Annotated in this window: 15 protein-coding genes and 1 pseudogene; 7 read left to right on the top strand and 9 right to left on the bottom strand. The window is 69.7% G+C overall.

What is annotated here, in order from left to right; translation table 11 throughout:
* The 6 genes and pseudogenes from G4D87_RS16775 to G4D87_RS16750 all read left to right on the top strand — a co-directional run.
* A pseudogene (locus G4D87_RS16775) lies at nucleotides 1-244 on the top strand (L-seryl-tRNA(Sec) selenium transferase); the annotation flags it as partial.
* A complete protein-coding gene (locus G4D87_RS16770; RefSeq protein WP_163783077.1) occupies nucleotides 241-834 on the top strand; it encodes an HNH endonuclease in 594 nt (197 codons plus the stop codon). The pseudogene G4D87_RS16775 and the gene G4D87_RS16770, both read left to right, overlap by 4 nt.
* Before the next feature lie 219 nt (nucleotides 835-1053).
* Nucleotides 1054-2007, top strand: a complete 954-nt coding sequence (locus G4D87_RS16765) for a P-loop NTPase (RefSeq protein WP_163783076.1) — start codon at nucleotides 1054-1056, stop codon at nucleotides 2005-2007.
* Complete coding sequence (locus G4D87_RS16760) at nucleotides 2004-3353, top strand: helix-turn-helix domain-containing protein (protein ID WP_163783075.1); 1350 nt, start codon at nucleotides 2004-2006, stop codon at nucleotides 3351-3353. Before G4D87_RS16765 ends, G4D87_RS16760 begins: the two co-directional genes overlap by 4 nt.
* 85 nt (nucleotides 3354-3438) lie before the next feature.
* Complete coding sequence (locus tag G4D87_RS16755; protein WP_011553384.1) at nucleotides 3439-3702, top strand: hypothetical protein; 264 nt, start codon at nucleotides 3439-3441, stop codon at nucleotides 3700-3702.
* Between the two features lie 10 nt (nucleotides 3703-3712).
* Entirely contained in the window at nucleotides 3713-4750 is a 1038-nt protein-coding gene (locus tag G4D87_RS16750; protein ID WP_163783074.1) for an RluA family pseudouridine synthase, read from the top strand.
* Here the strand turns inward: G4D87_RS16750 and G4D87_RS16745 are convergent.
* Nucleotides 4731-6041 (bottom strand): HD-GYP domain-containing protein, encoded by a 1311-nt coding sequence (locus G4D87_RS16745; RefSeq protein ID WP_163783073.1) that lies wholly within the window; start codon nucleotides 6039-6041, stop codon nucleotides 4731-4733. The genes G4D87_RS16750 and G4D87_RS16745 overlap by 20 nt on opposite strands.
* A gap of 4 nt (nucleotides 6042-6045) precedes the next feature.
* Nucleotides 6046-7812 (bottom strand): HEAT repeat domain-containing protein, encoded by a 1767-nt coding sequence (locus G4D87_RS16740; RefSeq protein ID WP_163783072.1) that lies wholly within the window; start codon nucleotides 7810-7812, stop codon nucleotides 6046-6048.
* A 157-nt stretch (nucleotides 7813-7969) separates the two neighbouring features.
* Here G4D87_RS16740 and G4D87_RS16735 point away from each other — a divergent pair, with 157 nt between their 5' ends.
* Nucleotides 7970-8305: a hypothetical protein gene (locus G4D87_RS16735; RefSeq protein ID WP_163783071.1), complete on the top strand. Its 336-nt coding sequence runs from the start codon at nucleotides 7970-7972 to the stop codon at nucleotides 8303-8305.
* Between the two features lie 136 nt (nucleotides 8306-8441).
* Here the strand turns inward: G4D87_RS16735 and G4D87_RS16730 are convergent, their stop codons facing one another.
* The 7 genes from G4D87_RS16730 to G4D87_RS16700 form a co-directional block, all read right to left on the bottom strand.
* Complete coding sequence (locus G4D87_RS16730; protein ID WP_163783070.1) at nucleotides 8442-10907, bottom strand: OPT family oligopeptide transporter; 2466 nt, start codon at nucleotides 10905-10907, stop codon at nucleotides 8442-8444.
* 161 nt (nucleotides 10908-11068) lie between these two features.
* On the bottom strand, nucleotides 11069-11956 hold the full coding sequence (locus G4D87_RS16725) for an RNA polymerase factor sigma-32 (protein ID WP_163783069.1): 888 nt from the start codon (nucleotides 11954-11956) through the stop codon (nucleotides 11069-11071).
* A gap of 433 nt (nucleotides 11957-12389) precedes the next feature.
* Nucleotides 12390-14444 (bottom strand): transglutaminase TgpA family protein, encoded by a 2055-nt coding sequence (locus tag G4D87_RS16720; RefSeq protein WP_163783068.1) that lies wholly within the window; start codon nucleotides 14442-14444, stop codon nucleotides 12390-12392.
* Nucleotides 14441-15409 carry a DUF58 domain-containing protein gene (locus tag G4D87_RS16715; protein WP_163783067.1) on the bottom strand — a complete coding sequence of 323 codons (969 nt, stop codon included), beginning with the start codon at nucleotides 15407-15409 and terminating at the stop codon, nucleotides 14441-14443. Before G4D87_RS16715 ends, G4D87_RS16720 begins: the two co-directional genes overlap by 4 nt.
* Entirely contained in the window at nucleotides 15406-16386 is a 981-nt protein-coding gene (locus G4D87_RS16710; RefSeq protein WP_163783066.1) for an AAA family ATPase, read from the bottom strand. Before G4D87_RS16710 ends, G4D87_RS16715 begins: the two co-directional genes overlap by 4 nt.
* Nucleotides 16387-16481: 95 nt before the next feature.
* Nucleotides 16482-16805 carry an STAS domain-containing protein gene (locus tag G4D87_RS16705; RefSeq protein ID WP_163783065.1) on the bottom strand — a complete coding sequence of 108 codons (324 nt, stop codon included), beginning with the start codon at nucleotides 16803-16805 and terminating at the stop codon, nucleotides 16482-16484.
* A gap of 185 nt (nucleotides 16806-16990) precedes the next feature.
* The coding region (locus tag G4D87_RS16700; protein ID WP_163783064.1) for a lytic transglycosylase domain-containing protein at nucleotides 16991-17681 on the bottom strand (691 nt) is incomplete at its 5' end.

Raw genomic sequence — 17681 nt, 5'->3', positions numbered from 1 at the left:
GGCCAGCGTGGTGGGACAGGTGGGTGGGGGAGCCATGCCGCTGGCCAGGTTGCCGTCCTTCGCCTGCATCCTCACCCTAGAGACGCCGGAAACATTCCTGGAACGCCTGCGCGGAGGAAGGTCGCCGGTTATTGGCAGGATCGCGGATGGCGAGGTGCTCCTCGACGTCCGGTGTCTCGAGGAAGAGGAGCTCCAGGCGGTCGCGGACGCCGTCGCGGCCGTCATTCCAGGGAAGCCGCCATGATCAACAGCGCCGTGCTTGTCCTCAACCGGTACTACCAGCCGGTGCATGTCACCTCGGTGAAGCGGGCGTTCACGCTCCTGTACCTGGGCGTGGCCAAGGCCATCGACTCGCAGTACCGGCTCTACGAGTTCGCGGATTGGGCGGAGCTGAGCGCGACGCAGGACTGCATCACCACCATCGAGCGCACCATCCGCGTTCCCCGCGTCCTGGTGCTCAGCGCGTATGACCATCTGCCCCGAGGGCGGGTGCGCTTCTCCCGGCTCAACATCTACGCGCGCGACAACGACACCTGCCAGTACTGCGGGAAGAGCCTGCCGCGCAGCGAGCTGAACCTGGACCACGTCATGCCGCGCACGCAGGGGGGCAAGACGACGTGGGAGAACGTCGTGTGCTCCTGCGTCCCCTGCAACCTGCGGAAGGGTGGGCGGACGCCAGAGCAGGCCCACATGAAGCTGCTCAAGAAGCCCGTGCGCCCGCGCTGGACGCCGCTGTTCCGCGGTGCCAGCCGCAAGGTGACGTACCGGGAGTGGCTGCCGTTCCTGCACCTGGCGGACGCGTCGTACTGGAACGTCGAGCTGCTCGACGAGTAGCGCCTGCCTGTCAGGCCTCCGGGCTCGCCGCGGGGCTGGAAACACCGGGAGTGACGGGTTTCCAGCGCACCGGCGGGCCGGGATGTTCCACTGAACGGATGCGGAAGGTCGGGGAGTCGACGCGACCCCGGGTTCGGGATTTGATGGGGGGGCATGTCCCAACCCTCGCGAGCGCCCCGGACCGAATCCCGTGTCCTGGGCCCCACGGAGCCAGGCCCCATGGCTTCCGGCCCTCCTGGTCTGTCACGCCGTCCTCGCCCCCGGCGCATCATCGCCGTGGGAGGCGGGAAGGGCGGCATTGGCAAGTCCATGGTGTCCGCCAACCTGGGCGTGGCCCTGGCCCAATCCGGGGCCAACGTGCTGCTCGTGGACGTGGACCTGGGCGGCGCCAACCTGCACACGTGCCTGGGCGTCGGCCAACCCAACGCGACGCTGTCCGACTTCCTGCGGCGGAACAAGGCGCAGCTGGAAGAGGTCATCATCCCCACCGGCGTCCCGAGGCTTTCGCTGATCGCCGGGGCGCAGGACGCGCTGGACGCGGCCAACCTCAAGTACGCGCAGAAGCAGAAGCTGCTGCGGACGTTGATGGGCACGTCGGCGGACTACCTCATCCTGGACCTGGGCGCGGGGACGAGCTTCAACACCATCGACTTCTTCATCCTCGCCGACCACGGCGTGCTGGTGATGCTGCCCGAGCCCACGTCGGTGGAGAACGCCTACCGCTTCGCGAAGGCGGCCTTCTTCCGCAAGCTCCAGCAGGTGGAGTCGCAGTACGGCATCGAGGACTTGGTGGAGGACGCGCTCACCACCCGAGAGGGGGCGCTGCGCACGCTGCATGACGTGCTGGCGCAGGCCCGGCGCAAGGACCCGGCCATCGCGGAGCGCCTGGAGCGGGAGCTGTCCGCGTTCCGCATCCGGCTCGTGGTGAACCAGGCGCGCACGGATGCGGACCTGTCGGTGGGCGCGTCCGTGGCCGCCGCATGGAAGAAGTTCTTTGGCATCGAAATGGATGTCCTGGGGGCCATCCGCTACGACGACGAGGCGTGGCGCGCGGTGCGCAAGCGCAAGCCCGTCCTCCTTGAGCGGCCGGATTCCGCGGCGGCCACTGCCATTCAGGGCATCGCAACGCGTATCCTCGCACTCGACGGCTCCCCCCAGCGCTCCACACCATGAAGCCCTTCGAGCAGCAGACCTATTACGAGATTCTCGAAGTCCCCGTCACCGCGCCGATGGAGGAGATTCGGGCGGCGTACGAACGGCTCAGTGAGCTGTATTCGCCGGACTCCATCGCCGTCTATGCGCTCGTGGACGAGGGCCAGGTGGATGGGCTCCGCGCTCGGATGGCCGAGGCGCTGGAGATTCTCTCCGACGAAGAGCTGCGCGCCGAGTACGACAAGGACCTGGGGCTCCCGGCCCGCCGGTTGATGGACGCGGCGGCGACGGGGGGCTCGGTGCCCCACGCCGACGCGCCGGTGGAAAAGCGTGCGGAGCCGGCGCTGGTGGGGGTTGCCGCACCCGGCGCGGAAGATGAGACTGGCCGCCTTTCGACGCAGGTCCCCGAAGCGGGGACGAACGGGAGGCCAGGGGCAGTGCGAGACGTGCCGGTGGAGGACTCGGAGATCGCGAGCACGGGGCGGGACGGGGAAGGGGAGGCCGCGGACCAGGCGACGGAGCCTCGGGCGGAGCCGATGCCCGCGACCCTGGGACAGGCGGACTTCCGGGCGTCGTTCTTCCGTGGGTTCTCGTTCGCGTATGTGTCCAGCTCGCTGCAGGACACGCAGCGGATGGGGAGCGCGGTGGATGTCCCCGTGGCGTCGATCCAGCCCCAGGCTTCGTCGGATGGGACGGGCACGGAGGTCGCGAGCGCTGAGTCGCCGCGCGAGGCTTCCAGTGCGGTGCCCGCGGCTCCGGTGGGTGAGCCGGCCGTGGCCCAGGGGGCCGCCGCGGTGGTGCCTGGCGCCGTTCCGGCCAGCGATTCGCCGCTCCCCGCAAGCGCCAGCCAGGTGCCGTCGGCGCCCCCGGAGCCCTCCAGCCCGACGCCCGAGGCCGAGTCGACCGCCATCGTCCCTGTCCATCCGGGGCCCTCCGCGGAGGCGCAGGCCGAGCCCGGCCGGGCGGGGGCGCGCCCTGGGCGGCCCCTGGGAGACGCACCGCAGCTCGCCCAGGACTCCGCCATCGCCACGGCGGAGGCGGCGCTGGCGCAGGTGTCCCAGGTCGCGTCGCGGGCCCGGGAGCCCCGGCCTCGCATCCCGGAAATCCCGTCCGACGCCGAGTTCAACGGCGAGCTGCTCCGTCAGGTCCGCGAGGCCCGGGGGATGACCCTCCAGCAGGTGGCCGACCGCACCCGCATCACGCGCAGTCACCTGGAGAACGTGGAGGCGGACCGCTACACCGCGCTCCCGCCCGCCGTCTACCTGCGAGGTATCCTGATGAACCTCGCCCGTGAGCTGGGGTTGGATCCACTCCGCGTCTCCAAGAGCTACCTGGCCCTGTCTTCTGAGAAGGCAGGCCGGAAGTAGGGGCGCCGCCCGGAAGTGCTGGGATGTCACCGGCGTTGCGAGGAAAGTTGACTCGCCTTCCGCCGCTGCCTAAGTAGGTAGCACGATGACGGACGAGGAAAAGGTCAAGGCGATGCGGCTCGCCCGTGCGATTGCCTCGGATATCTCGCTCTACAACGAGCAGAAGATCATCAAGGGAATCGAACAGGACAACCTCTTCGAGGTCCTCAAGGAGGAACTGGAAGAGGGCCGCGAGCTCTACAAGAGCCGCGTCAGCCAGGAGATCTTCACGAAGATGAACTTCTTCGAGCGGGCGATCAACGACATCGTCCTGCGCTCGAAGGCGCATGTGAAGTCGAAGATCTGGTAACCCCCTCCCCGTGGTAGCGCCCGACACGCGAGAGCTCCGCGCTCCGCCCGAAGCTCGCGGCGAGCGCGTCGATCAGTACCTCGCGCGCGCGTTCCCGGACCTCACGCGCTCCCGCATCCACGGCCTCATCGAGGCCGGGCATGTGCTCACGGACGGCAAGCCGGCCAAGCCGGCCCGGCGGCTGCGCGGCGGTGAGCTGCTCGTCCTCCACATTCCCGCGCCCGTTCCCGCCGTCCCGTTGGCGGAGGAGCTCCCGCTGGCGCTGCTGCACGAGGACCGCGACCTGGTCGTCGTCGACAAGGCGGCGGGCATGGTCGTCCACCCCGGCGCGGGCCACGCCTCCGGCACCCTGGTCAACGCGCTGCTGCACCGGGTGAAGGACCTGGCCGGTGTCGGGGGCGAGCTGCGGCCCGGCATCGTCCACCGGCTCGACAAGGACACCACCGGCTGCCTCGTCGTGGCGAAGAACGAGCAGGCGCTGGTGGCGCTCCAGAAGGCCTTCAAGACACGCGCGGTGGAGAAGACGTACCTGGCGCTGGTGCACGGCGTGCCGCCCGCGGAGGGGCGCATCGAGACGCTCTACGGCCGTCACCCCGTCCACCGCCAGCGCTTCACGGGCAAGGTGAAGGAGGGCAAGCACGCCGTCACCGTGTACCGCGTCCTCGAGGCCTTCGAAGGCGCCGCGCTGGTGGAGGTGGACCTGCTCACCGGCCGCACGCACCAGATTCGCGTGCACCTGTCCGAAGCCAGCCACCCCCTGCTGTGTGACGCGCTCTACGGCGCCGGACGCAAGCCGAAGGGCGCCGCGGCGCAGGCCCAGGAGCGGCTGGGGCGTCAGGCGCTCCATGCGTGGCGCCTGTCCTTCGCGCACCCGCGCACGGGCAAGGTGCTGAAGCTGGAGGCGCCCATCCCCGCGGACTTCGAGGCGGCCCTGACGCTGCTCCGGGCCACCGTCCCCGCGCCGGAGGCACCGCCCGCCACCCGAAAGCAGCCCGCGCCCCGGAAGGCGGCGGGCGGCGCGAAGCGGACTACAGGCCGGACACGCTGAGCGACTGCTGGCGCTTGGACAGCACCTTCACGGGCTGGATGGCCATCACCCGCATGAAGACGGACAGCAGCTCCGGGTCGAACTTGTTCCGCATCTCCGACCACATCAGCATCAGCGCCACCTCCGGGCCGTAGGCATCCCGGTAGGGGCGCTTCGAGGTGAGGGCGTCGTACGCGTCGCAGATGGCGATGATCTTCGCGTACGCCCCGAGGTTCGTCTTCGGGATGATCATCTGGATGTTGCCGCGGGAGTCGCGCACGGCGGTGCCGAAGTCCGTCTTGTGCTCGAACGTCGTCACCACGCGCAGCAGCGTGGAGCGGCTGAAGCCCTTCTCCATCAGGATGTTGCGCACGGAGATGAGCGGCGCGCGCTGCACCGCCTGCTTCTCCTCGGCCGTCAGGGCGCCGCGCTTCGTCGACAGCTCCTCCGACAGCGTGGCCATGCCGGCGTCGTGGAAGAGGGCGATGTAGCCCAGGTCGCGCAGCTGCGGCTTCGTCAGGCCCAGCTCCGCGCCGAAGACGACGCACATGAGGCACACGTTGACCTGGTGGTACACGAGGTAGTCGTCCTCGCGCCGCATGGTCGTCATGCCCAGGAAGTGCGTCCGCTGCTCGTAGGAGATGTCGACGAAGTCCTGCACCAGGCGCAGCGCCTTGGAGGCGTTGATGGGCTTACCGGCGCGCACCGACTGCAGGTACTTCGAGAGGAAGAACACGGCGCGCGCGTAGATGGTCATCGCGTACTTCTTGCGGTCCACCTTCTGGTCGCCCGGGTTGTCCAGGTCCTTGTTCAGCTTCTCCTTCAGCTTGGAGAACTTGGCCACCCGCATGTTGAGCAGCTTGCGGTTGGACAGGCCGTCCTCTTCGGACGCGGCCGTCTGCTCCTTGCTGAAGATCCAGATGAAGTTCTTCAGGTCGGGAACGGTGACGGGCTTGGTGAGCGTGAAGCCACCCACGTCCTTCGAGCGCAGCTCCGCCAGCAGGTAGCGCTGGTTCTCGATGGAGTTGAGGTCCACCTTCACCAGCATGCCGTTCAGGTAGAAGGACTCCTTGACGCCCGTGAGCTCCAGGCGGCCTTCCTTGCCGATGATTTGATTGATGATGTCCTGGAGCTGGTGCAGCGGCTTCTGGAAGACGGCGTTCTCCGGGTCATACATCTTCACCGAGCGCACCAGCATGTACATGCCGGCCACCAGCGAGCGCGCCAGGCCCTGGAGCTTCTCGTTGTGCTCGCGGCCGAACTCGCTGGTGTTCTCGTCCTGCGACTGGGTGATTTTCAGGTTGTCGGCCATGCGCCTATGCCTCCTCCGACAGCGCAGAGTCTCCGAAGAGCGTCTTCTTCGTCTGGTACATCGCCTTGCGAGCCGCGGTGAGGACCTCCAGCGGCTGGTTCTTGTCCTCCACCACCGCCTGCAACATCTTGTAGCCCTGGATGGAGCACGCGCCGCCCAGGCCGTGGATGGCCAGCAGCTTGTCCTCCAGCACGCGCTTCTTGTTGAGCAGCGAGGGCTTCGTCGCGAGCATCTGCTGCATCATCGACAGGGCGCCCGGGGTGCCCGTGGAGCCGATGGCCGCGTACACCGCGGCGCGCTCGTCGGGCGTCTTCTTGTCGAAGCCGGGCTCCCGCACCACGCGCATCAGGTCCACGTAGCCCTTGTCGCGGTCGAACTCCGGCAGCAGCTTCGCGGCCAGCATGCGCACCTGGGAGATGGGGTCCGCGAGCGCGTCCACGATGATGCGCCGGGCCTCGCCCGTCCGGCCGCGGCCGATGATGTTGAGCACCTCCAGCTTCACCACCAGGTTGGGGCTCTTGAGCACCTGGCCGAACATCTTCACCCGCTCCGGGTGGTTGCTCTTCTCCAGGATGTAGACCATGTCGCGCACTGTCTGAGGCCGGTCTGACATCAGTCGCGCGACGAAGGGTTCGGGCAGTTCGCGCGCGAACCCCGCGAGGGCGTCACACAGCAAGGTGCGGTTGTCGGCGACCTCGATGCTCTCCAGCACCGACAGCAGGGGGATGATGGAGTCCCGGTCCAACCCCTGGAGGTAGCGCGACACGTCCGCGGGGTTCTTCGGCCGCGTCGTCTTGAGTGACTCGCCCACGCGCATCAGGCGCTGCTCTTCACCCATCTTGTGGAGGAAGTTCTCCAGCATCTTCGCCAGGTCCTCGCTGCCCTCGCGCTGGGACAGCGCGCGCAGCTTGAGGACAATCTGGTTGACGGTGCCGAAGTCGTCCTGGAGGAGGTGCATGTCCAGGAGCTGCACGAAGATCTCCTCGAGCAGGGACGCGTCATCCACGCCGCCTTCCACCACCTGGAACACGGCGCTCACCAGCTTGGGGAACAGCCGGGCGTTCTCCTCCTCGGAGACCTCGCGCTGCAGCTTCGCCTTCAGCTCGTCCGAGGCGTGTCGTCCGCCCACCACGAGGCCGCGAATCTGCTCCACGCCGTCCAGCCTGGCGTCCAGGTCCTCCGCGGACACACGCGCGAAGCGCAGGTAGTCATCCGAGTTCGTCTGCAGGCGCGAGTAGAGGTAGCCCACCACCTTGTCCACCTCGACCTGCACCTCCTCCTCGGAGGCGTTCTCCATGGAGAAGCCTTCCACCACCACGTACTCCACGTGCTCCATGCTCGCGCGCCACAGCTGCGCGAGCACGTCCTCCGCGCCGCGCTCCGGCTCGGACAGGGCGATGAGCGTGAAGGTGGTCAGCTCCTCCACCGTGAGGCCCGGGCGGAAGATGAGCTGCCGGATGCCGTCGCGGAAGAACTTGTAGGGCAGCGGGGTGTCTTCGGAGAACAGCGCCTCGCCGAGGAGCAGGAAGTTCTGCTGCTCCACCTTCATCGACAGGGGCCCGAACTTCTCCGTGTAGGAGGAAATCGACTCGAGCGCCTTCCCGAGGAACTCCGGGAAGCGCGACTCGTTGTGGCGATACATCCCGATTTGCTTGATGCCCTTGAGCAGGTGGAAGGCGAACGTCTTCGCCAATTCGACCTTCTCGCGTGCCTCGGGCGAAAGCTGAGGCTCCGCGTTGGATTCCTGGATGGCTTTAGGGGGGTGGGCCATGCTGTCACCCGAGCCTAACCCGATTTTGGACGGCCACCCAGGACACGGCCCGTGGAAGTCCCAGGGCTTGGGTGACGTCCCCGTGACGGGGATGAGAATGACGGGGATTTCCGGTTGTGTTGCCACATGCGTCATCCGCCGGAGCGGGGCGACGTCCATGGCGCGGTTGCTGATGTGTTCGCTGCTGCTGCTCTCGCTGACAGGGTGTTTCCGGATGAGCCTCCGCTCCGGAGCGCCGCGCGGAGGGGCGCCCGAGCAGCAAACGGGCGTGAGCCTGGTCGCCGGGCTGACGACCTCGAACGTGGTGACGCCGGCGTGCCAGCACGGCTTCTCCCGCGTGGATGTGTATTGGCCGTGGTGGGGCCCCGTCGTCTTCGCGGCGACCTTCGGCGTCGTCGCGCCGCTGCGCACGGAGTACGTGTGCGCGGAGGCCGCGGGGGCCGCTGGCGTCGCGCCGCCCGAGCACGTGCCGCCTTCCCACTCGCCGCTCTGAGCGCGCCGGCCCGGGTGGGTGCGCGCCGCCTCCTGGACGGGGTTTCAGGAGGCACGCCGCACCCGCCCGGAAATGAGCGAGGCGGCGAGGATTGCGCCTCGCCGCCCCGGAGTGTCTTAGCGGTGGTTCACCCGGCCTACGCTTCCTTTTGCGGCGGCGGGGACACGGCGGCGCTCTGGCCCTTGAGGGCGGAGCGCAGCAGGAACAGCGTGAGGCCGCCGAAGAAGAGCAGGCCCCAGAGGTTGGACCACAGCGGGTGGGCGTGCTCGCTCTCGCCCACCAGGTTGAGGAAGCTGCCCAGGCCGCCCTGGTTGCCCAGCAGGGCGGGCAGGTTCAGCGCGCGGGAGCCTGCTCCGTCGGTGGCGATCTCCAGGAAGGCGATGAGCACGCCCGCGATGGAGCCACCGGCGATGAAGCCGGAGGAGAGCAGGGTGCCCGGCGAGAAGTCGGACTCACCGCCGCGGATGCGGTCCACGAAGTAGCGCACCATGCCGCCCACGAAGAGCGGCGCGCTGCTGCTGATGGGCAGGTACACGCCCACCGCGAAGGGCAGGGAGGACACGCCGCACAGCTCCAGCATCAGCGCGATGAACACGCCCAGGAGCACCAGGTCCCACGGCAGCTTCTGGGTGAGGATGCCGTCGATGATGAGCGCGAAGAGCTGCGCCTTGGGCGCCGCGTAGCGCGTCAGTTGCTGGCCTTCGTAGACGCTGATGCGGCCGCCGATGCCCGGGTCCACCACGTACTGGATGGTGTCGGACGCATCGAGCAGGTACTTGCCCGCGGGCACCGGCGTGTCCGCGCCGCGCACGTAGCCTTCCTTGTAGGTGCGCTCCGGGCCGTCCGTGACGGCGCCCAGGTCCGCCACCTGGATGGGGGCGCCGCTGGGGACGTTGAGCGTCACCGCGCCCAGGTCCTGCGAGGACACGTCGCGCCAGCTGCGCAGCTCCGGCGTGGCGCCCTGCGTGTTCAGCTCGTAGCCCTGCGCCCAGACGGCCTTGCGCAGCGCCGCCACGTCCAGGCCGCGCGCGGCCAGGGTGTCGGCGGAGACGGCCCAGGGGAAGGTGTGCTGGACGCGCGTCTCGTTGGAGAACTCCGTCACCTTCACGCCCGGGTGGGGCTCGGGGATGGTGACGGTGGCGCCGCGGTTGAGCGTCACCAGCACCAGGCCGATGAACATCGCGCTGGTGAGCACGCCGACGAAGAGCGCCACCTGCTGGCGCCGGGGCGTGCCGCCCACCAGGAAGGCCGTCTTGAGGTCCTGCGCGGTGGTGCCGCCGTTGGACGCGGCGATGCCGACGATGGCCGCCGTGGTGAGGGCCATGAAGCGGTCCTCGGACGACGTCCAGCCCATGAGCAGGTACACGAGGCAGGTGATGAGCAGCGTGGCCACCACCATGCCGGAGATGGGGTTGGACGAGCTGCCAATCTCTCCGGTGATGCGCGCGCTCACCGTGACGAAGAAGAAGCCGAAGATGACGATGAGGATGGCGGAGATGAAGTTCACCTCCAGCGGCGGCGCCAGCCAGATGGCCAGCACCAGCATCGCGCTGCCGCCCAGCACCAGCGTGATGGGCAGGTCCTGCTCCGTGCGCAAGAGCTGCGGCATGGCGCCCTGGCCCCGCGACGCCTTCAGCGTCTCCAGGCTGCGCTTGAAGGCCCCGACGATGGTGGGCAGCGAGCGGATGAGGCTGATGAGGCCGCCCGTCGCCACGGCGCCCGCGCCGATGTAGAGCACGTAGGCGTTGCGAATCTCGTCCGGCGACATGTCCCGGATGAGCTGGCCGTTGTGCATCAGCAGCGGCGTCTCCAGCCCGCCGCCGAAGAAGGAGATGGCCGGGATGAGGATGAGGTAGCTCAGCACACCACCCGCGAAGGTGATGGCCGCCACGCGGGGGCCGATGATGTAGCCCACGCCCAGCAGCTCCGGGCTGACCTCGGTGGAGACGGTGGCGCTCTTGAGCCCCTGCAGCGGCGTGCTCAGCACCTCGCGGAACAGCTTCATGCCGGAGTAGGCGAGCTTGTAGACGCCGCCCACCAGAAAGCCGGTGATGACGGTGCGGGCGTTGGTGCCGCCCTGCTCGCCGACGATGAGCACGTCCGCGCTGGCGGTGCCCTCCGGGTAGGGCAGCCTGCCGTGCTCCTGGACGATGAGGCCCTGGCGCAGCGGAATCATCATCAGCACGCCCAGCACACCGCCCAGCGCCGCCGTGAGGAAGGCGTGGGTGAGGCTGATGTCGTAGCCCAGCAGCAGCAGGGCGGGGAGCGCGGCGGCCACGCCGAAGGCGAGCGACTCACCGGCCGAGCCCGTCGTCTGGACGATGGTGTTCTCCAGGATGCTGGAGTTGCCCAGGGCCCGGAAGATGGCGATGGAGAGCACCGCGACGGGAATGGACGCCGAGACTGTGAGGCCCACCTTGATGGCCAGGTACACGGACGAGGCGGCGAACACGATGCCCAGCACCGAGCCAAGCACCAGGGCCCGCATCGTCATCTCCGCCGGAGACTTGTCGGGGGGGACGTACGGCGTATGGGCGACTGTCGCGAGCGTTTGAGCGACCGGGACGCGATCCTCGGAGATCGGCGGCGAACCGTGGGCCAAGCGGGGGGCTCCTTCGAAGGGAAACCGGCCCCTTCTAGCAGGCCCACGGCCGACCGTGAAACAACGCCTTCAAATGGCAAGCGCCCCCGCCAGCAGGGCGGAGGCGCTTCGAGGCGGGCCAGCCCCGGAATGCCGGGGCAGCTGGCCGCGCCAACCCCGGCTCACTGCTGGACGGCGACGGCCTCCGGGTCCACCTCGGCCATGAGCGCGGCCAGCTCCGACTTGAGCTTTTCCTTGGCGCGAATCTCCAACTGGCGGGCGCGCTCGCGCGAGAAGCCGAAGTGCTCACCCAGCTCCTTGAGCGTCATGGGGCGCTCGTTCATGACGCGTTGCTCGATGATGAAGCGCTCGCGCGGGTCCAGGCGCATCAGCGCGGTGCGGACGCGGGCGTTGATGAGGCCCGCCTCCTCCTTGTCCGCGAACTCGTCGTCCTGCGGGGCCGCGGCGCTCACCACGAAGTCCACGTGGCTGTTGCCGCCGTCCTCGCCCATGGGCGCGTCCAGCGACAAGTCCCGGCCACCCATGCGCTGCTCCATCTCCCGCACCTCGCCCGGCTTCACGTGCAGCCGGCGGGCGATGTCATCCACGTTCACCGCCGCGTCGCCGCTGCCGAACTTCTCCAGCTCGCGGCGCGTGCGGGCCAGACTGAAGAACAGCTTCCGCTGCGCCTGGGTGGTCCCCAGCTTCACGAGCGACCAGCTCTTGAGGATGTAGTTCTGGATGTACGCGCGAATCCACCAGACGGCGTAGGAGATGAGGCGGATGCCCTTGTCCGGATCGAACTTCTGCACGGCCTTCATCAGGCCGATGTTCCCCTCCTGGATGAGGTCGGACATCTTGATGCCGTAGGAGCGGTACTCGTAGGCGACCTTCACCACGAAGCGCAGGTTGGCGGTCACCATCCGGTGCCCGGCCGCCAGGTCGCCCTTGAGGAAGCGGCGCGCGAGCTCCTGCTCCTCCTCCACCTTGAGGAGGGAGTAGTGGTTGATCTCCGAAAGGTACATCGCCAGGGAGCCGGAGTTGGACGACTGCTCGGTGGATGCCTGCATGAATGATTTCTCCGACGGTGGGCCTCGCGGGGAGGCCGAAGATGAATGGATTTCGTCTGACGACGTGACGACGGGAGCTTGAGCAACGGAAATGCCAACCTGCCCCGAAGGGCCATCCCCAATGTCTGCGAGGGGTTGGCGCGCTCCAGCGGCGTCTCCGAAGCCGCAATCCTGTAACCGTTACGTTGCACCGGCATGAATCACCGGATGCGCTAGCTGTAGGAGATTCAGAACTGTTCGCATTCGGGCCTCCCGGGGGCTGCGCGGGGCCGTGCTCCCAGTGGGGGCGCGGCCGTTGGAGCGATGCCCGTCCCACGACGTGGCCGCCCCGCCGGAAAAGGCGTAACGACGCCTCAGGCCGCTGACACGCTCGGGCCGCGGGCACGCGAGGTGGGCAGCCGGACAGACAGGCGCGGGGACTGAAGCCAGGGTGTCAGGAAGCGCGCGCTTGGGGCGGGCGAGTGCCCTCTCTGGCGCCGCGCTGGGTCTGCGTGAGCACGGCGCGTCTCAGGTCCGCCAGCAGCCGCGTGGCCTCTCCCTGCAGGAGCGGGCGGCCGCCGAAGCGGGCTTCCAGGTAGCGCCGGGTGACGGGTGCCAGGGCGGGGGCCAGCGGATGCCGCTCCCGGGCAAGCCGCGCGTCCAGCGCTTCCAGCGTCTCTCCCTCGCCGCGCGTGATTCGCGCGGAGGTGAGCTGCGCCTCCACCGCATCCGCGAAGCGCGTGGCCTCCAGCGGCCGCTCACGCGACAGGAACCGCGTCAGCAACCGCCAGGCGGCATAGGCCGCGGCGGCGGCGAGCAGCGCGGCACCGAAGGCCCGGGGAGGCGGCGCACGGCCAGGCGGCTCGTCCTTCTTCGGAACCTCGTGCGAGCGACTGAGCGAGCGGAGGACCGTCAGCTGATCCCGGAAGTTGTAGTCCAGGACGACGTCGCGCCACTGCGACTCCACGACCTCGTAGAAGTTGATGAGCTGCTCCAGCAGGCGCGGAGACTGGCTCGCGCGGTGGGCCGGCGGCGTCGCGTCCACGGTGATGAAGCCGCGTCCCGGCACCAGCACGTGCGTCCAGGCATGGGCGTCACCCGCGCGGACCACGTAGCCGCCCGTCACGCGCTCGCCGCCGAAGAAGCCGGTGGCCAGCCGCGCCCGCATGCCCTGGGTGCGCAGCATCAACGTGAGCGCGGTGGCGAAGTGCTCGCAGTGGCCCTGCTTGCGCTGGAAGAGGAAGTCGGCGACCGGGTCTGGCACGTCGCCGCTCAACTCCAGCGTGTAGCTGTATTCGCGTTGCAGCCACGCGGACAGCTTCCGCGCGGCGGCCAGCGGGTCGCGTTCGCCATTCAGCACCCGCGCGGCCGTCTGGGCGACGCGGACGTCCAGCCCCTCCGGCAGCGCCAGCAGGGCGTCCTGCTCCTCCGGGGGCAGGTCCTGGACGTCGTCACCGCTGGCGCCGGGTGGCAGGCTGTAGGCCTCATAGGAATACGAGATGCCGGCGTCGCGGAAGCGCACCTCGCCGCCGCCCCGTTCCTCGATCTGGGTGCGCCGGGAGCCCTGCCGCGTGTTCGTCACGGCGTTGCCCAGCCGCGAGGGCGTCTCCATCGCCACCAGCGTGCGCGCGCCGTACGCGGGCATCAGCTCCACGCGCTGGTGGACCAGGTTCTCCCGGCCCGGCCGCAGCGTCGTCATGAACCCGGCGCCGTCGCTGGTGGTGCGCGCGCTGGACCACTCCTGGCCGTCGAAGACGTCATAGGTGCGGCCCAGCCAGTACGCGTCGAGCGCGTCCTTCTCCGGGTCCGGGGACAGGGTGGCGCGCAGCACGATGCGCGGGTTGCCCTTGATGGTGCCCGCGCCCCCCAGCCGCACGGTGTTGGAGAAGCCCGCGGTGGCCACGCCCAGGCCGGGCGAGGCGCTGGGGCCAATCATGTTCCAGTTGAGGCGGGGGAAGAGGACGAAGAAGGCCACCGCGCCCACCACGGCGAAGCCCACGCCGGTGGCCAGCGGGCCCATCACCGCGCGCACCGGGACCGGCTCGCCTTCGGGGACGGCGGACTCCACCACGCCCAGCGCCAGGGCGATGCTGGCCAGCACGCCGAAGACAATCAGGAAGAGGCCGTAGACGAGCTCACCGGAGAGGGCCGCGCCGCCCGCCACCATCAACAGGCCGGACAGGTGGACCTGTCCGTCGGTGGTCGCGTCCGGCGTGGACAGCAGGCGCTGCGCGGAGATGAGGCCCGCGAAGGCACAGGCCGCCACCACCAGGTTGAGCGAGCCCGCGAGCACGTTCGTGCCCAGCGTCAGCGCCACGGCCAGCAGCAGCAGCGCCGTGAGCTTCACCCGGTTGGAGAAGGGACGCCGCCCCGCCAGCGCGACCACCAGGGCCACGCCGTAGAGGACCAACGACCAGATGGGGAGCTGGCCAGACACCGCCATGGACGCGAAGGCGAACCCGGAGCCCAGGTCCCGCAGCGCCAGCCTCAGCCGCGTGCCCTTCCTCATGCCGCCTCCTCGTCACCGCGAGGGCGCGCGTGCCCCAGCCACGCCAGCACCCGCAGCAGGCGCCGCTCCTGGGCCGTGCCCGCGGCGGGGCGGAGGCGCTCCTCCGGCGTGTCCAGGCCCACCTCGTGACCTTCCTCGATGAGCCGGTGGGCCAGCGCGGCCACTTCCTCGCAGCGGCGCTCGAGCGCCTCCGCGTCGAGCCCGTCCGCCACCGTCAGCATGAAGGTGCGCCGCTCCTCGCGCTCGCGCTCCACCCGCAGCAGCTTCCCGGCGGAGGCGCTCTTCATCCAGTGGATGCGCCGGGCGTCCTCACCCGGCGCCAGCTCCCGCAGACCGCTCAAGTCCCCATTGCCGTCATTGCGGCGGGGGTTGCCCGCGTCGCCCACGGGGCCTTGCTCCGGCGCGCCCGGGTCCTGGCAGGCGTAGGTCCGCCGCGGATAGACGAGCAGCGTGCTCTCCAGCGGAAAGGTGCGCGTCTTGGCGAACAGCCCCAGCGGCCAGGTGGTGGTGACGCGCACGCCCGTGAGCAGCACGGGCCCGCGCTGGGGCGCGGTGAGGTCCGCTCGCACGACGTGCTCCACCCCCGCGGGCAGGTAGCCCACGCCGCCCGTACCGGTGAGCGGCGAGCCCGTCTCCGACAGCGTGAGCGCGAAGGCGTGGCCGTGGCCGCGGGAGAGGGCCCACCGGAAGGCGAAGGGCTCCTGGGCGAAGGCCGCGTCCGCGCCCACGCGCCGCACCGACAGGTAGCGCAGGCACCGCTCGGACAGGACGCCCGACACCACCACCATGCTCAGCAGCAGGCCCAGCAGCAGGTAGAGGAGGTTGTTGCCGGTGTTGAGGGCGCCCAGGCCCACGCCGAACGTCACGACCAGATAGGTGCGCCCGATGCGCGTCACCTTCAGGGTGCGCGGCGGGCGGAGCCGCGAGCGAACCCGGGCCCACCATGACGGCAGCCGGGACTTCACCGGGGCGCCGGGACCTTTCGGGCGATCTCCTCCAGCAGGTGCGCCGCCTCGTCGCGCGCGGACACGCCCTGCACGGCGCTGCGCAGCAGGATGCGGTGGGCCCAGCAGGGCACCAGCACCGCGCGGACGTCTCCGGGCGTGGCGAAGTCCCGGGCCTCCCACAGCGCGTTGGCCCGAGCGGCCGCGCCCAGCGCGAGCACCGCGCGGGTGGAGGCGCCTCGCTCCAGGTCTCCGTGTGAGCGCGTGGCCGTGGCCAGCCGCACCACGTAGTCCGCCACTGACGCGTCCAGCCGGAGCGCCGCCGCGAACGCGCGCAGCGACGCCAGCTCCTCGGGACCGGAGACGCTCTCCACCGCGTCCAGGGGCGGCGTGCCGTCGCGGGTGACGAGCAGCCCGGCCTCCACCTCCGGCGTCGGGTGGCCCAGGGACATGCGCACCATGAAGCGGTCCAGCTGCGAGTCCGGCAGCGGGTAGGTGCCGGAGAAGTCCACCGGGTTCTGCGTGGCCACCACGGTGAAGGGCGCGGGCAGCACGTGCGTGGCGCCGTCCAGGGAGACCTGGCCCTGCGCCATGGCCTCCAGCAGCGCGGACTGGGTGCGCGGCGGGGCGCGGTTCAGCTCATCCGCCAGCACGAGCTGCCGGAAGAGGGGACCGGGACGGAACTGGAAGGTGGCCGTCTGCGCGTGGAAGACCTGGGCGCCCAGCACGTCGGCGGGCATCAGGTCCGCGGTGAACTGGACGCGGGCGAAGCTCAGGCCACAGGCCTTGGCCAGGGCCTCGGCGAGCGTCGTCTTGCCCACACCCGGGACGTCCTCCAGCAGCACATGGCCGCCGGCGACCAGGGACGTCACCACGAGCTGGAGCTGGGCGGATTTTCCCTGCACCGCGCGGCCCAGCTGGGTGGCGATGCGTTCCATCGCCGAGCGCGCGTTTGCGAGGGAAGGCACCGGGGAGAGGGCGCGGGCAGGCTGGTTCATCTGCCGCCACTGTAGCCGACTCCCTCGATTGCCAACACGCCTCGCGTCCGGGCTCGCGCCGCGGACGCTCCCTCCCTCCCGAGGCGGCGAAGCGCCTACGACAGGAAGAGGTCCTCGGGCGTGTAGTACGCGGGGCGCGGCGACGTCCCTGTGCCCACACCGAAGTACCGGAACATCCGCTCGTGGTGGGTGGCCAGGCCACGCAGCTGGACGGGGCGCTCCACCAGGCCTCGAGTCAGGACACCCACGGCGCTGTCCTTGAACTCCCGCAGGTGGGCGAAGTCCAGGACGACCTCACACCCGCTCAGGGCGCTCAGGGAGGTCTGGACTTCTTCCGCCGTCTTGCCGTCCAGCGTGCCTTCCAGTCGCAGCGTCACGAAACCTGCGGACTCTTCACGGTGGATCTGTAGCGCCGCCATTGCTGTGCTCTCCAGGTTGGCGCGGAGCCCTGGCTGGAGCGTCTTCGCTCCAGTCCTTCCACGGAGGACCCGTGGGGTGCTCCCGCCCGGCGCACAGTGCACAGTGTTCGCGGGTTTGGTTACCCCCCACCCCGCAACTTTCTCGCGACTGTCGTGCATCCGTCGCAAGGCGTGTCGCTCAGCGCTCAGCTCTTCTGACCGTGCGCCTTCTGGGCCTCTCGCAGTGTGAGCTGCTTGGTCTGCTCGGCCTTCAGCTTGCGGAATTCCTTCACGACCTTGGCGGGGTAGCCGGCCATGAACTTCGTGCGCGCCTCCTTCTTGGCCAGGATGCGGCGGGCCAGCCCGGGGCCGGCGTTGTAGGCGACCAGGGCCTTCTCCACGGTGCCGAAGCGCTGGATGAGGTCCGCCAGGTACGCGGTCCCCAGCTCCACGTTGGTCTCCGAGTCGAAGAGGTTGCTGGAGCGGCCCAGCCGCAGGCCGGCCTTGTCCGCCAGCCAGGTGCCGGTGGCCGGCATCACCTGCATCAGGCCCATGGCCCCCACGTGGGACACCGCGTAGTTGTTGAAGGAGCTCTCGCAGCGGATCACGGCCACCACCAGGAGCGGGTCGATGTTGTTGCGAGCCGCCTCGCGGACGATGGCCACCGCCAGCCGGCGCTGCTGCCGGGCGGGGAGGCCAGAGGCCTTCACCATCTCCGTGATTCCCAGGGCCTCGGCCTCGGCGTAGAGGGCCTCATCCTCGTAGAGGTGCAGCCTCGCCAGGGTCGCCTTCAGCTCGGCGTCGCGCTCGGCCAGCCGCGCGCGCAGCTCCGTCACCTCCGGCCCCTCGCCCTGGGCTCCTTCCGGCACCTGCACCGGAAACGCGACCGCCCCCGTC

The sequence above is a fragment of the Myxococcus vastator genome (assembly GCF_010894475.1).
Taxonomy (GTDB): Bacteria; Myxococcota; Myxococcia; order Myxococcales; family Myxococcaceae; genus Myxococcus; species Myxococcus vastator.
Note: the sequence above shows the minus strand (reverse complement) of the source record. Positions and strands in the feature narration are given on the sequence as shown.